Consider the following 13791-nt stretch of genomic DNA (forward strand, 5'->3'; position numbering starts at 1 on the left):
GATTACACCGCCACTTGCGTACGCAAGTTGGCGCGGCGGTACAGCATCAAGGTCGAGCAGAGCGCGCACAGCGCCGCAAACACCAGCCAGTAGGCAGGCGATGCCTTGTCCTCGGTGACATGAATCAGCCAGGTGGAAATGGCGGGGGTGAAACCACCGAACACCGCCGTGGCCAAGCTGTAGGCCAGGGAGAAACCTGCCACACGCACTTCCACTGGCATGATTTCAGTCAGGGCCGGGATCATTGCGCCGTTGTACATGCCGTAGAGGAAGGAGAACCACAACAGGACTTCCAGCATGTGCGTAAAGCTGGGTGCTTGCACCACGAAAGACAACGCTGGATAGGCCGTCAGTACAGTCAGCGTGGTCATGGCGACCAGCACCGGCTTGCGGCCGAAACGGTCACTCAAGGTGCCGCCAATCGGCAGCCAGATAAAGTTGGAGATCGCCACCAGCAAGGTCACCAACAGCGCGTCGGCGGTGCTCAGGTTCAGTACGGTCTTGCCGAAGGTCGGCGCGTAGACAGTGATCAGGTAGAACGCGGTGGTGGTCATGGCCACCATCAGCATGCCGGCGATGACGATGGTCCAGTTTTTGACCAGCGTGGCCAGCACTTCGCGCATGGTTGGGCGATGGCGGCGGGCGGCGAACTCTTCGGTTTCCTGCAGGTTACGACGCAGCACAAAGATGAACGGAATGATCACGCAACCGATGGCGAACGGGATGCGCCAGCCCCAATCCGCGACCACGGCGGGTTCCATCCACTGGTTCAGGCCAAAGCCGAGGGCGGCCGCGACCACAATTGAGATCTGCTGGCTGCCTGATTGCCAACTGGTATAGAAGCCCTTGCGCCCCGGCGTGGCCATTTCAGCCAGGTACACCGACACACCGCCCAGTTCCGCACCGGCCGAGAAACCCTGGAGCAGACGGCCGAGCAGCACCAGCAGCGGTGCCCACAAGCCAATGGTCTGGTAGCCAGGCACCAACACGATCAACAGGGTGCCGCTGGCCATGATCGAGAGCGTGACGATCAGCCCTTTGCGACGCCCAACATCATCGATGTATGCGCCGAGAATCACGGCGCCCAGCGGCCGCATCAAAAAGCCCGCGCCGAATACGGCGAAGGTCATCATCAATGAAGCGAATTCGTTGGCGGCCGGAAAGAACGCTGCGGCGATGTAAGTGGCATAGAAACCGAACAGAAAGAAATCGAACTGTTCGAGGAAGTTGCCGGAAGTGACGCGGAATACCGCGCCGGCTTTCGAGCGGGCAGAGTCAGGCCGGGAAGGGCTTTGCATGGTTTGTGTCTCCAGCGTTCTTTTTAAAGTGCTTGTTTCGCTTAAGACCGCCGATAGTGGCTGACACATTTAGAAATGATAAGTGAGTTATTTACATGTATTGATGCGTGAAGGTTATCAATCTGGCCAAATTATCCGGGCTACACAACGACATTCCCTGTTCTATGCTTGGCCAGTGTGATCAATTCTTGCGCAGGGGAGGTGAGTATGACCAACGAGCAAAAGCCGCGGGATGAGACGGATCAGGAGCGCGCCAAGCGACAACGCGAAGAAGAAAAGCCCCAGACCTGGAAACATCCAGACGACGGAACGGAGCTTTCCGAGCGGGATCAGGAGCGCCCGCTCAAGCCTTGACTGTGCCTGCCGGGAGCCGCATCAGGCTCCCGACACCAGCAATGAGACAGGAAACCCGGAGACCAGGCACAAAAAAACCAGGAACGCCGCCAGACATAACCCGATTAATACCCGCAGCAGTGTCCTGATGGTTGGATGATCGATGAACTTGATGGCCCAGAACAAAACGCCGACCAGCAGGACGATCAAAGGAAGAATCAGCAGCACGATGACGCTCCGGATAGCCGTAAAAGCTGATTTATAGTCCCAATGACGCAGGTTGGATAGTCTGCGCATAGACGCCGGGCCCGCTGTGTTTCTACACTGGCTGCTGTCTTGGGGAGTGGGGCGAGCACCAATGAATCGCAATGAATTACGCAAGGCTGACATCAACCTGATGGTGGTCTTCGAAACGCTGATGCTTGAGCGCAACGTGACACGGGTGGCGGAGAAGCTGTTCCTCGGGCAGCCGACCATCAGTTCGGCCCTCAACCGCTTGCGCACCTTGTTCAATGACCCGTTGTTTATTCGTGTGGGCCATCGCATGGAACCGACGGCGCGGGCCGAGGAAATCATCCAGCATCTGTCGCCGGCTCTGGACTCGTTATCATCGGCCTTGAGCCTGACCCACGACTTCGACCCGTCCATCAGCACCATGACTTTTCGCATCGGCCTGTCCGATGACGTCGAGTTCGGTCTGTTGCCCCCTTTGCTTCGCACCTTGCGCCAGGAAGCGCCCCAGGTGGTGTTTGTGGTGCAGCACGTCGATTACTGGCGTATCCCCGACCTGCTGGCCTCGGGTGATATCACCGTAGGGATCACCCAGACCCGTGGCCTGCCGGCCAATGCCAAGCGCAAGTTGCTGCGCCATATCCGTCCTTGCGTGTTGCGTGCCGATGCCTCGGAACATCCATTGACCCTCGATGAGTACTGCGCGCGGCCCCATGTACTGGTGTCCCACACTGCCAACGTCGCAGGCTTTGCCGATGAGTGGCTGGCAGAGGTCGGGCGCAAGCGCCATGTGGTGTTGTCGGTGCCGCAATACAGCTCCTTGCCGGCGCTGCTGGCCGGGACTGACATGATCGCCAGCCTGCCGGACTACACCGCCCAAGCCATGGCGGCTTCGGGCAGCCTGTTCTGTGAACCATTCCCGTTCGAAACCCCAACCCTGGATTTGTCCATGGTCTGGCTTAGTCACGTGGACACCGACCCGGCCGAACGCTGGATGCGCTCGCGGCTGGAGGCGTTCATGAGTGATCGGGAATTGTTGCCGGTTGTGGCGTCTAAGCCCTGAACCAACACCGGTGCTGCTAGTAACCCCTATGGAGATCCACCCATGAACCCATCCCGTTCATTGCTGCGCGGACGCGGCAGTCATGACAGTGGCAAGGTCGGCATGGTCGAGTTGTTTTTCGACCTGGTGTTTGTCTTTGCCGTCACCCAACTGTCCCATTCCCTGTTGGCCCATTTGTCCATCGGCGGCGCGGTGCAGGTGGCGTTGATGATGATCGCGGTCTGGTGGGTGTGGATTTTCACCTCCTGGGTCACCAACTGGCTGGACCCGGAAAAGATCCCGGTCCGCCTTGGCCTGTTCGCCTTGATGGTGGCGGGGTTGCTGCTGTCGTCGTCGATCCCCAAGGCGTTTACCGACCGTGGCCTGCTATTCGCCGGCGCCTATGTGTTCATGCAGGTCGGCCGAACATTGTTTGCGCTGTGGGCGGTGCGTGCCGCGCCGCTGAACATGACCCGCAACTTCCAACGAATCCTGGTATGGCTGCTCTGTTCAGCCGTGTTTTGGATCAGCGGGGCGTTGCTGGAAGGTGACCAACGCCTGGCATGCTGGGCGGTAGCGCTGCTGATCGAACTGATTTCACCATCGTTGTATTTCTGGGTGCCGGGGATGGGGCGTTCGACCCTGACGGACTGGAATGTGGAAGGTAATCACATGGCCGAGCGTTGCGGACTGTTTGTGATCATTGCCCTGGGCGAGTCCTTGCTGGTGACCGGGGCAACCTTCGCCGAGCTGCCCTTGAGCCTGGACGGCCTGGCGGCGTTCCTGGTGGCGGTGGTCGGCAGTATTGCCCTGTGGTGGATCTATTTCGACAGCGGCGCTGAGCGCGCCCATCACCGTATTGCCAGCTCCGACGACCCCGGCCGCCAGGCGCGGATTGCCTACACCTACCTGCATGTGTTGATTGTCGCCGGGATCATCGTCAGTGCCGTCGCCGATGAACTGGTGCTGGTGCATCCAGGCCATGCCAGTGACGCCGGGATTGTGGCGATCATTGCGGGGCCGCTGTTGTTCCTGTTGGGCAGCGGGTTGTTCAAGTGGGTCATGAACGATCGGCCATTGCCGCCGTTCTCTCACGTGGGCGGCCTGGTGCTGTTGCTGGTGTTGTTGCCGCTGGGCTTGCAGCAGGTGTTTTCGGCGTTGGTGCTGGGTACGTTGACCACGGCAGTGCTGGTGCTGGTAGCCGCATGGGAGAACCTGTCGCTGCGAAGCAGTGCGGTGGTTTCACACTGAACACTGTCCAGTCTCGTGCTATATCTATGACTCTTTTCTTACAGCAACTCGGAGCTTTTCATGCCTCACCTGCACCTGGAATACACCGCCAACCTGCCGGAGCTGGACACCGACAAAGCCCTGCTGCGACTCAATCATGCGCTGGTGGCCTCCGGTCAGTTCGGGGCCGAGTTCGATATCAAAAGCCGCGCGGTGAAGGTGGAGAGTTTCCGTGTTGGCACCGCCATGTCACCACGGGGTTTTGTCGCGGTGAGGCTGGCGTTGCTCAGCGGGCGTTCACCGCAGGTCAAGAAGCAGTTATCGGAAAGCTTGCTGGCGGTGTTGCAGGACTTGGGCGCTTGGCCTGCTGATGTGCAAGTTCAATTGAGTGTCGAGCTGCTGGATATCGATCGCGATTCCTATAGCAAAGTCGCCATTGGCTGATGCCGAAATCCTGTAGGGCGGTCCTACGGACCGCATCGCAGCCTTGTACCTCGGCAGCGGCTACAGCACTCCCTGAACCCCACACACCTTCACTACCTGCTCGCGAAACCAGGTATTGGCGTTGTCCTGTTCGCTGGACTCATTCCATTGCATCTCCAGGGTGAACCCCGGCAGGCCGTTGGGTGCTTCGCAATGGCCGAAGAGCGGCTCGACCGCCAGCAGTTTCTGCACCCGTCGGGGTAGGGTGACGATGAAGTCGGTGCCGGTGATCATCTTCAGGGCCGCGCTGTAGCTGTTGGCCCGGGCAATCACCTGGCGCTTGTGGGCCTGGCGGGCCAGCCAGCCATCGATCATGTTGGTGTCGGAGGTCCAGGGCGTGGGGAATACGTGGCGCCGGGCCACAAAGGATTGCAAGCTGAACGTCGGCTCGCGAGGGGCTGAACGTTTATCGAAGACGCAGACCAGATCGTCCTCCAACAGCATTTGCGTCTTGAGATCCTTGTGGGTCCGATGAAAGTGCGGGCCAAAGCAGATCACCAGGTCCAGGCTGCCGCTGCGCAAGGCTTCGGCAGGGATGTCGGTTTCCAGCTTCTGCACGTTGACGATCACCGGCAGGTCGGCGTGATCGAAGTTCTTCAGCAGCCGAGGCAGGATCAGTTGCTCGAAGTATTCCGGGGCGCAGATGTTGAAGGTCACGGCTTCCTGGCTCGGGTCGAAGGCCTGGCTGCCTGCATGACACAGGTTGATGCTTTCCAGGATCTTCTGCACATGGCCGTACATGCTGGTGGCCTTGTACGTGGGACGCATACCGGCCCGGGTGTTGATAAACAAATCGTCCTCGAAACTGGTGCGCAGTTTCTTCAAGCTGTAGCTCACGGTGGACTGGCTGACGTAGAGGGTTTCGGACACCTCGGTGACGCTGCTTTGCTCATACACAGCGATAAACACCATCAGGTCCTGCATATCGAGCTTTCTAAGCAAGTTGCTGTTTAGCATCCATTCCGTCCGATAAGCCCTTTGCGCTGTTGCAGCGCAATACAGGGTCAAAATGTTAACGGAACGAGCGTACCAATAGAAAGGTCTGTAGCTCCTTTCTATGTTTGGTGTGGGACAAATAGTGTTTTGAATACGACGCTGCGACCAAAGGCTCTAGCTCAAGCTATTTAATATGTTGGGTGTAATGCCGTGGATCGAAGCGCAGCACGATCAGCAGCATGACCACCATCACCGCCGTCAGCGACCACCAGGCCCATTCGAAGCTGCCCAGTTGGTCGCGGATCATCCCGGCAATCAGCGGCGACAGGCCTGCGATCAAATAACCGATGCCTTGCACGAAAGCTGTCAGGCCACCGGCGCGGCGGGGGTTGTCCAGGTGGTCGAGGGACAGGATCAGGCTCATCGGAAACAACCCGCCAATACCCAGGCCCAGCAGGCACGGCCACAGCAAGCTCAAGTGTTGGGGAGACAGAATCAGGCCGTAGAAACCGGCGATGATCAGCACCAGCAACACCGCGACCACGCCACGTTTGTCCTGGCGTCGGTTGGCGATGGCCGGCGTGATCAGGCCCGAGACCACTTCCATGGCGGTCAGAAAGCCCAGCAGCAGCCCGGCGTTCTGTTCGCTCCAGCCTTGTTCCACGTAGTACGGCGCGAGCCAGGCCAGTACGCAGGTGTAGGACGCGGTACCGAGACCGAAGAAGATCGCCAGCAACCATGCACGACGATTGCCGAAAAACGACTCCTGCGGCCCCGAGCCCGTTTGCGGCAGTGGTGGCAGCGCCGAGCGCTGGGCGAACCAGAACACCAGCGCCAATACAGCCAGCACCGCCCAGATTGCCAGGCCCATGCGCCAACTGCCGGTGCGTACCTGGACGAAGGGCGAAAAGGACGCAGCGAGGGCCGCGCCGCCCATGATGGCGGTGACGTACAGGCCCATGAACAGCGAAACGTTATCGCTGAAACGGGATTTGATCAGCGCCGGCATCAGCGCCTGGATCATCGCGATCCCCACGCCGGCAGCGATGGCACTGATGATCAACTCCAGCGCCGAGTTGAGAAACAGCCGCGACACCGTCGCCAGGCCAATCACCACCAGCGACAGCACAATGCTGCGGTGCTCACCGAAGCGCTTGGCCAGGCCCATGCCAAAGAACATCGCCAGCCCCATGGCCATGACCGGCAACATGGTCAGCAATGAAGCGCTGCTGAAGCTCAAGGGCACATCGGCGCGAATCGACGACAACAACGGGCCGACCGCGGCCATCGACGGTCGCAGGTTGAGGGCGACCAACACGACACTGATCATCAGCCAGAGGGCGGTGGTGGGTTTTGCGCGAACGGTTTCCATGGGCGGGCCTTGAAATGACAAGGGCATGATTAGGCCGCGCAGGAGGGAGTGGGGCAAATGAGAAAGTCGTTGAGGCTATTGAAAAAATACATCCATTGGCCTAACACAAATCAAATGTGGTGATCTTGAGGTGTACTACACCGCCCGAATTACGTGCTTGATCTCCTGAAACGCCTGCAACCCCCACGGCCCCAGCTCCCGACCGATGCTGCTCTGCTTGTAACCACCCCATGCCGTTTGCGGGAAGATCACCTGCGGTGCATTGATCCACACCAGGCCCACCTGCAAGGCATTCGCCACCCGTTCGGCAGCGTTCAAGTCAGCACTGACCACGCTGGCCACCAACCCAAAATCGCTGTCATTGGCCAGGGCAATCGCCTCGGCTTCGTTGGCAAAGCTGCGTACACACAGCACCGGGCCGAAGATTTCTTCGTTCCACAACGCACTGTCCAGCGCCACTTCGGTAAACACCGTGGGCCGGATGAAGTAGCCGTGGGGCAGGTCCGCAGGCCGTTTGCCGCCGCACACCAGATGCGCGCCGGCCTGTACACCGCGTTCGATATGACCAAGTACTCGCTGATACTGCGCACGATTCACCAGTGGACCCATCTCCACACCCTCGGCAAACGGCTCGTCCACACGAATACTCTCGGCCTTGGTTTGCAGGCGCATGAGGAACTCATCCGCCAACTCATCGGCCACCAACACCCGACTGGTGGCGGAGCACATTTGCCCGGCATTGAAGAAACCGCCGCCACAGGCCAGCTCCACGGCCAGTTCCAGATCAGCATCCGCCAGTACCAGCAACGACGATTTGCCACCCAATTCCAGGCTCACACTCTTGACGGTTTCGGCGGCGCGTTGCATCACCTGCACCCCCACGGCATTGCTGCCGGTGAAGGAAATTTTCGCCACTCGGGGATCCGCCGCCAATGGCGCACCGACCGCAAGCCCGGTGCCGCAGACCAGATTGAACACGCCGTCCGGCAAGCCCGCTGCCGCGATGATCGTCGCCAATTGCAGCTCCGCCAACGGCGTGACTTCCGACGGCTTGAGCACCACGCAGCAACCTGCAGCAAGGGCCGGGGCGAGTTTCCAGGCAGTGGTGACCATCGGGAAATTCCACGGCACGATCAGCCCCACCACGCCACAGGGTTCGCGGCGCAGGCGGGCACTGAAATCGTGGCTGGGCAGCGCCACCGGCTGGTCTTGTCCCGCGTCCAGTGCTTCGGCCACACCGGCGTAGTATTCAAAGGTCGCGATCACGTCATCCACGTCGATACCGGCCTCGAACAGCGGCTTGCCGTTGTTGCTCGATTGCAGGTGCATCAGCCGTTCACGTTGTTCGCTCACGCCTTGGGCGATCTTGCGCAGCAGCGCGCCCCGTTCAGCGCCGGTGGTGTTGGCCCAGGCCGGGAAGGCCGCGCTGGCGGCGTCCACCGCCGCAGTCACCGCATTGGCATCGCCGACGCTGACCTGAGCGAGGGTGACCTCGGTCGCGGGGTTGATCACCTCCAGCACCTCAACGCCTGCGCGCCATTGACCGTTAATGTACAAACCTTCGAGCGCGGCACTCATACCGAGACTTCCTTCATCCACCGGCCCTGGTCGATTTCAATCAGCGTCGGCCCCTGGCGGTCAGTGGCGGCGCGCAATGCCGTACGCAGTTCTTCAACGCCGCAGATGGCCTGGGCGGCGCAGCCCAGGGCCTTGGCCACGCCGATAAAGTCCGGGGTGTAGATGTCCACGCCCACCGGTTCGATAGCGCGGTTGACCATGTATTTCTTGATCTCTTCGTAGCCCTGGTTATTCCACAGCAGGACGATGATCGGTGTGCGCGCCTCCACGGCGCTGGCCAGTTCTGACAGGGTGAATTGCAGCCCACCGTCACCAATCAGGCACACCACCGGCGCCCTGCAACCACGCCCCAGCCAAGCGCCGATGGCGGCGGGCAGGGCGTAGCCGAGGGTGCCGTAGCCGGTGGACGAGTTGAACCAGCGACGCGGTTGATCGAGGTTCAGGGTCAGGTTGCCGGTGTAGACCGGTTGCGTGGAGTCGCCCACCAGCACTACCTCGGGCAGCTCTTCCAGAACAGTGTTGAGGAACAGGGTTTGCGCGCGGGTGGCGGCGTCCCAGGTGGGTGTCAGGTCGGCCCACAGGCGGGCGACGCGGTTGACGCCCCAATCATCATGACGAGGCGGCAACGGTTGGCGATTTAACGCTTCCAGCAACGCCTCGGCGGCGATCTGCGCGTCAGCCACCAGCGCCACCTGCGGCGGGTAGTTGCGTACGGTCTGGTCCGGGTCGATGTCGATGCGCAGCAAGGCGCCGGGAATCTCGAAGCCGCCGGCGAAGGTGACGTCGTAGTCGGTTTCGGCCAATTCAGTGCCGATAGCCAATACCACATCCGCTTCGGCGACCAACGCGCGGGTGGCCACCAGGGTTTGGGTGGAACCGATCAACAGCGGATGGTTGGCCGCCAGCATGCCTTTGGCATTGATGGTCAGGGCCACCGGTGCGCCAAGAGTTTCGGCCAGGCGGGTCAGTTCGGCAGCGGCGTCGATGGCACCGCCACCGGCCAGGATCAGCGGCCGTCTGGCTGCTCCCAGCAACTGGCTCATCTGCTTGACCGCCGACGGTGCGGCACCGGCCCGGGCGACACTGATTGGCTCACTGCCAAGCAGCGCATCGGCATTCTCCACCAGCACATCCAGGGGGATTTCGATATGCACCGGACGCGGCCGCCCGGCCTGGAACAGCGCAAACGCCCGCGCCAGTACGCCCGGTAATTCGGCGGCCGACATCAACGTATGGGAAAACGCCGCGACACCGGCCACCAGCGCGCTCTGGTTCGGCAGTTCATGCAACTTGCCGCGCCCGCCGCCCAACTGGCTGCGGGACTGCACGCTGGAAATCACCAGCATCGGGATCGAGTCGGCGTAGGCCTGTCCCATGGCGGTGGTGATGTTGGTCATGCCCGGGCCGGTGATGATGAAACACACGCCGGGTTTGCCGCTGGTGCGGGCATAACCGTCGGCCATAAAGCCGGCGCCTTGTTCGTGGCGCGGGGTGACGTGGCGGATGCTGGAACGAGCCAGGCCTCGATACAGCTCCACGGTGTGAACCCCGGGGATGCCGAACACCTGTTCCACGCCGTAGCCTTCCAGCAGCTTGACCAATACTTCGCCACACGTCGCCATTTCAAAAGCCCTTGTTGTTAATTGAGACGAGGGCGCTATTGGACGGCTGGGCTGTAGCGGCAACAATCGATAAAAAGTCATACTAGCCATGTCCTCACGTCATGGCTGCTGCCCGATGAAACGCCTCCCACCGTTGCCCGCACTGCACACCTTCTGGGTCACGGCCCAGTGCTGCAACTTCACCCGTGCTGCCGAGCAATTGCACATCACCCAGGGCGCGGTCAGCCGACAAATTGCCGGGCTGGAAAGCCATCTGGGCTACCCGCTGTTCCAGCGCCAGGCCCGCGGCTTGAGCCTGACCGATGAGGGGCGCGAGTGGTCGCTACGGGCGCAGCAAGTGTTCAGCCTGATCGGTGATGCGGTGGAGCAGATCGGCCGCCGCCGCGAGACTTTACAACTCAAGGCCTCCACCTGCGTCATGCGCTGGCTGCTGCCACGGTTGATGCAGTGGCAACAGGAACGGCCGGACGTGCCGGTGGAACTCACCACCACCGTGGCCTACACCGTGGATTTTCGTCGTGAGCAGTTTGATGCGGCGGTGATCTATGCGCCCATCGCTGAGCAGTCAGCCCAGGCTCGGCATCTGTTTGATGAGCAACTCACACCGGTTTGCGCGCCGGCCTTGCTGGAGGGGTTGAAGACGCCGGCGGACTTGCAGCGGCAGGTGCTGCTGCACCCCACGCGGGATGAGCGGGATTGGGCGTTGTGGTTGAAGGCGGCAGGTACACGATTGGGTAACTTGAACCAGGGGCATCATTTCGAGACGCTGGACTTGGCCATGACCGTGGCGTCACAGGGTTCGGGCGTGGCGATTGGCGACAGCGCGTTGATCGGCGAAGACCTCAAGGCCGGGCGGCTGGTGATGCCGTTTGAGTTGAGGGTGCCAACAGGGATGGGGTATTACCTGGTGTATCCGCCGGGGACGGAGCCGTCGGTGGGGCTTGAAGCGTTGCTGACCTGGTTGGTGGGGCAAACTCAACCTGTGTAGCCGCTGCCGAGGCACGAGGCTGCGATGGGCTGCGCAGCGGCCCCCGAGGGCGGTCCTGCGTCCCGCATCGCAGCCTCGTGCCTCGGCAGTGGCTACAGGTGATTAGTAACCGACAGTAAACCGCTGGCGCGAATGCTTCGGCGTTTCCACTTCATCAATCAACGCAATCGCGTAGTCGGCAAAGCTGATCCAACTGCGACCTTCGCTGCTCACCAACAAATCATCCTGACCCAGGCGGAATTTGCCGGTGCGCTCAGTCTCGACAAACTCCGCCGACGGCGACAGAAAGGTCCAGTCGAGCTCCTTTTCCTGACGCAAGGCGTTGAGGAATTCAATCCCAGCGCCGGCTTCAGCCTTGTACTCCGCCGGGAAACCAGGGCTGTCGAACACGCGACCACCGCCCGGTAGCAACAGCGAAGCGGCACCGCCCACCACCAACAGGCGTTTCACGCCGGCCTTCTTCACCGGGCCGATCACAGCGCTGGCGGGCAGGGTGGCAAAGTGTGCGGCGCTGATCACCACGTCGTTGCCGGCGACGGCCTGTTGCAGGGCATTGGCGTCCTGGGCATCCACCTGCTTGACCGTCACACCAGGGCGTACGCCGATCTTGTCGGTATTTCGGGCAATGGCCGTAACGGTGTGGCCGCGACGCAGGGCTTCTTCCAGCAGTTGGCTACCGGCACGACCGGTGGCACCAATAATTGCGATCTTGCTCATGACGTTCTCCAGTACGGTAGGTTGAAACACTTCACCACTTCATCTCGCCCTTGGCGACTTTGGCACTCAGCTCCAGGGAGCTTTCGTCGGCCAGGTTCGGGTAACGCTTTTTCATGGCTGTAATCAGTGCGGCGGAATCCTTGGCCTTGGCGGTTTCTTCGTCGAAGGCCTTGATGTAGTCAGCGGTAAACGCCACGGATTTCAGCGACGGTGTGCCCAGGTAGTGACCTGGAACCACGGTGCGCGGTTTCAGGTCTTCGATACGTTGCAGGGTGGCCAGCCAGTCCGTGTGGGATTTCGCGCTCTGGGTGTCAGCCATCCACACATGGATGTTTTCAGCCACGACTACACCGCCAACCACCGCCTTGATGGACGGGATCCACACAAAGCTGCGGTCCGGCTGCGGGCTGTCGAGGCCGATCACTTCCAGTTTCTGCCCTTCGAGGGTCAGCTCATGGCCTTCAAGCACTTGAGGGACGATGGTTTTGGCGGGCTTATCGGCGCCCATTTTCGGCCCCCAGAATTCAAGTTTGCCGGCCACGGTGGCTTTGATGTGATCCACCACCGGTTGTGGCGCCAGCACCTTGGCGTCAGGGAAGGCCGCAATCAGAGTATCGAGGCCGAAGTAATAGTCTGGGTCACCGTGGCTGATATAGATGGTGGTCAGTTGCTTGCCACTGGCGCGGATCTTCTGCACCAGTTGCTCGGCCTGGCCCTTGCCGAATTGGGCGTCCACCAGGATCGCGTCTTTCTGGCCGCTGACCAGTACCGAACTGACCGGGAAAATTGCTGCTTCACCTGGGTTGTAGACATCCAGACTCAGGTCGGCGGCTGCGGCGTGGGCGGCAAAGCCCAGGGCAGCCGAAGCCAGTGCAAAACGCTTGAGGATCGAGAACATGTGCAACTCCAGCAGTCGATAGGCCTTGGCAGGCGATGAACAGAGCTTAGTTGCACTGAACGCAGCAAAAAATGCGATGCTTGAACATAGTTTGTTTCTGAAATCGGGCAAATCATGGATCGTCTTCAAGCAATGCGGGTGTTTGTCACGGTGGTGGACCTGGGCAGCCAGTCGGCTGCTGCCGATCATCTGGACCTGTCACGCCCGGTGGTGTCGCGTTACCTGGCGGAGCTGGAGGATTGGGTGGGCGCGCGGTTGATGCATCGCACCACACGCAAGCTGAGCCTGACTGCCGCCGGCAGCGAAACCTTGCCCCGTTGTCGCCAGATGCTGGAACTGTGCAGTGACATGCAAGCCGCCGTCAGCGAACCGGACGAAGCCCCACGGGGCCTGTTGCGCCTGAGTGTCAGCACCTCCTTCGGCCAGGCGCAGTTGGCGGATGCCATGGCCGAATACGTCAAGCGCTACCCGCAGGTCTCTGTCGACCTGCAAATGCTCGACCGTACGGTGAACCTGGTGGATGAGCGCATCGACCTGGCCATCCGCACCAGCAACGACCTGGACCCCAACCTGATCGCCCGCAAGCTCACGGTCTGCCGCTCGGTGATTTGTGCATCACCACTTTACCTGCTGGAACATCCGCAACCGCACAAGGTGGAGGACCTCGCCCGACACAACTGCCTGACCCATTCCTATTTCGGCAAAAGCCTCTGGCATTTCGAAGAGGGTGGCGAACACGTCTCGGTGCCAGTGCAAGGCAACATCAGCGCCAACGAGGCCAGCACGCTGTTAAGAGCGACGTTGGCCGGTGCGGGGGTCTCTATGCTGCCCAGCTACCAGGCCGGGGACTATATTCGCAGCGGCCAGTTGATCCGCCTGCTTCCCGAGGCTGAACCACGGCAGATGAACATGTACGCGGTGTATGCCTCGCGCAAACACATGCCGTCGGCGCTGCGCAGCCTGCTGGATTTCCTGGTGTTGAGGTTTCCCGAAGACCCGGTGTGGGATATCGGTCTTTAACGCGTCATAAAGGTGTTGAATACCGCCCCATAATGGCGGTGTG

Annotated in this window: 14 protein-coding genes; 6 read left to right on the forward strand and 8 right to left on the reverse strand. The window is 60.8% G+C overall.

Annotation, left to right across the window (positions count from 1 at the left end; all coding sequences use genetic code 11):
* Positions 1-2 precede the first annotated feature (2 nt).
* Positions 3-1298, reverse strand: a complete 1296-nt coding sequence (locus HKK55_RS03400) for an MFS transporter (RefSeq protein ID WP_169353363.1) — start codon at positions 1296-1298, stop codon at positions 3-5.
* 207 nt (positions 1299-1505) lie between these two features.
* Between HKK55_RS03400 and HKK55_RS03405 the strand changes: the two genes are divergently transcribed.
* Positions 1506-1652, forward strand: coding sequence for a hypothetical protein (locus HKK55_RS03405; protein ID WP_169353364.1), 147 nt, complete (start codon positions 1506-1508; stop codon positions 1650-1652).
* 21 nt (positions 1653-1673) lie between these two features.
* On the opposite strand, the gene HKK55_RS03410 is transcribed toward HKK55_RS03405, so the two are convergent.
* Entirely contained in the window at positions 1674-1859 is a 186-nt protein-coding gene (locus tag HKK55_RS03410; RefSeq protein WP_169353365.1) for a hypothetical protein, read from the reverse strand.
* 130 nt (positions 1860-1989) lie between these two features.
* On the opposite strand from HKK55_RS03410, the gene HKK55_RS03415 reads away from it, so the two are divergent.
* From HKK55_RS03415 to HKK55_RS03425, 3 genes are read left to right on the forward strand one after another with little or no spacing between them, the layout of a single operon-like run.
* A complete protein-coding gene (locus HKK55_RS03415; protein ID WP_169353366.1) occupies positions 1990-2925 on the forward strand; it encodes a LysR substrate-binding domain-containing protein in 936 nt (311 codons plus the stop codon).
* A gap of 42 nt (positions 2926-2967) precedes the next feature.
* A complete protein-coding gene (locus HKK55_RS03420; RefSeq protein ID WP_169353367.1) occupies positions 2968-4155 on the forward strand; it encodes a low temperature requirement protein A in 1188 nt (395 codons plus the stop codon).
* A gap of 60 nt (positions 4156-4215) precedes the next feature.
* Positions 4216-4578, forward strand: a complete 363-nt coding sequence (locus tag HKK55_RS03425; RefSeq protein WP_169353368.1) for a 5-carboxymethyl-2-hydroxymuconate Delta-isomerase — start codon at positions 4216-4218, stop codon at positions 4576-4578.
* 60 nt (positions 4579-4638) lie between these two features.
* Here the strand turns inward: HKK55_RS03425 and HKK55_RS03430 are convergent, their stop codons facing one another.
* The 4 genes from HKK55_RS03430 to HKK55_RS03445 all read right to left on the reverse strand — a co-directional run bounded on the left by HKK55_RS03430 (position 4639) and on the right by HKK55_RS03445 (position 10125).
* Complete coding sequence (locus HKK55_RS03430) at positions 4639-5574, reverse strand: LysR family transcriptional regulator (RefSeq protein ID WP_169353369.1); 936 nt, start codon at positions 5572-5574, stop codon at positions 4639-4641.
* Positions 5575-5737: 163 nt separating this feature from the next.
* Positions 5738-6925, reverse strand: a complete 1188-nt coding sequence (locus HKK55_RS03435; RefSeq protein WP_169353370.1) for a cyanate transporter — start codon at positions 6923-6925, stop codon at positions 5738-5740.
* A gap of 135 nt (positions 6926-7060) precedes the next feature.
* Positions 7061-8503 carry an aldehyde dehydrogenase family protein gene (locus HKK55_RS03440; RefSeq protein WP_169353371.1) on the reverse strand — a complete coding sequence of 481 codons (1443 nt, stop codon included), beginning with the start codon at positions 8501-8503 and terminating at the stop codon, positions 7061-7063.
* A complete protein-coding gene (locus HKK55_RS03445) occupies positions 8500-10125 on the reverse strand; it encodes a 5-guanidino-2-oxopentanoate decarboxylase (protein WP_169353372.1) in 1626 nt (541 codons plus the stop codon). The genes HKK55_RS03440 and HKK55_RS03445 overlap by 4 nt, the downstream gene beginning before the upstream one ends.
* Positions 10126-10240: 115 nt before the next feature.
* Here HKK55_RS03445 and HKK55_RS03450 point away from each other — a divergent pair, with 115 nt between their 5' ends.
* Positions 10241-11113: a LysR substrate-binding domain-containing protein gene (locus HKK55_RS03450; protein WP_169353373.1), complete on the forward strand. Its 873-nt coding sequence runs from the start codon at positions 10241-10243 to the stop codon at positions 11111-11113.
* 102 nt (positions 11114-11215) lie between these two features.
* On the opposite strand, the gene HKK55_RS03455 is transcribed toward HKK55_RS03450, so the two are convergent.
* Positions 11216-11830 (reverse strand): NAD(P)-dependent oxidoreductase, encoded by a 615-nt coding sequence (locus HKK55_RS03455; protein ID WP_169353374.1) that lies wholly within the window; start codon positions 11828-11830, stop codon positions 11216-11218.
* A 31-nt stretch (positions 11831-11861) separates the two neighbouring features.
* Complete coding sequence (locus HKK55_RS03460; protein WP_169353375.1) at positions 11862-12728, reverse strand: MBL fold metallo-hydrolase; 867 nt, start codon at positions 12726-12728, stop codon at positions 11862-11864.
* Positions 12729-12842: 114 nt separating this feature from the next.
* Here HKK55_RS03460 and HKK55_RS03465 point away from each other — a divergent pair, with 114 nt between their 5' ends.
* On the forward strand, positions 12843-13748 hold the full coding sequence (locus tag HKK55_RS03465; protein WP_169353376.1) for a LysR family transcriptional regulator: 906 nt from the start codon (positions 12843-12845) through the stop codon (positions 13746-13748).
* Positions 13749-13791 lie beyond the last annotated feature (43 nt).

Source organism: Pseudomonas sp. ADAK18, assembly GCF_012935695.1.
GTDB lineage: Bacteria > Pseudomonadota > Gammaproteobacteria > Pseudomonadales > Pseudomonadaceae > Aquipseudomonas.

Excerpts from the sequence above, each read along its gene's own strand:
- HKK55_RS03400 (WP_169353363.1), bottom strand. The coding sequence starts at position 1,298 with ATGCAAAGCCCTTCCCGGCCTGACTCTGCCCGCTCGAAAGCCGGCGCG.
- HKK55_RS03405 (WP_169353364.1), top strand. The coding sequence starts at position 1,506 with ATGACCAACGAGCAAAAGCCGCGGGATGAGACGGATCAGGAGCGCGCC.
- HKK55_RS03415 (WP_169353366.1), top strand. The coding sequence starts at position 1,990 with ATGAATCGCAATGAATTACGCAAGGCTGACATCAACCTGATGGTGGTC.
- HKK55_RS03420 (WP_169353367.1), top strand. The coding sequence starts at position 2,968 with ATGAACCCATCCCGTTCATTGCTGCGCGGACGCGGCAGTCATGACAGT.
- HKK55_RS03425 (WP_169353368.1), top strand. The coding sequence starts at position 4,216 with ATGCCTCACCTGCACCTGGAATACACCGCCAACCTGCCGGAGCTGGAC.
- HKK55_RS03430 (WP_169353369.1), bottom strand. The coding sequence starts at position 5,574 with ATGCTAAACAGCAACTTGCTTAGAAAGCTCGATATGCAGGACCTGATG.
- HKK55_RS03435 (WP_169353370.1), bottom strand. The coding sequence starts at position 6,925 with ATGGAAACCGTTCGCGCAAAACCCACCACCGCCCTCTGGCTGATGATC.
- HKK55_RS03440 (WP_169353371.1), bottom strand. The coding sequence starts at position 8,503 with ATGAGTGCCGCGCTCGAAGGTTTGTACATTAACGGTCAATGGCGCGCA.
- HKK55_RS03445 (WP_169353372.1), bottom strand. The coding sequence starts at position 10,125 with ATGGCGACGTGTGGCGAAGTATTGGTCAAGCTGCTGGAAGGCTACGGC.
- HKK55_RS03450 (WP_169353373.1), top strand. The coding sequence starts at position 10,241 with ATGAAACGCCTCCCACCGTTGCCCGCACTGCACACCTTCTGGGTCACG.
- HKK55_RS03455 (WP_169353374.1), bottom strand. The coding sequence starts at position 11,830 with ATGAGCAAGATCGCAATTATTGGTGCCACCGGTCGTGCCGGTAGCCAA.
- HKK55_RS03460 (WP_169353375.1), bottom strand. The coding sequence starts at position 12,728 with ATGTTCTCGATCCTCAAGCGTTTTGCACTGGCTTCGGCTGCCCTGGGC.
- HKK55_RS03465 (WP_169353376.1), top strand. The coding sequence starts at position 12,843 with ATGGATCGTCTTCAAGCAATGCGGGTGTTTGTCACGGTGGTGGACCTG.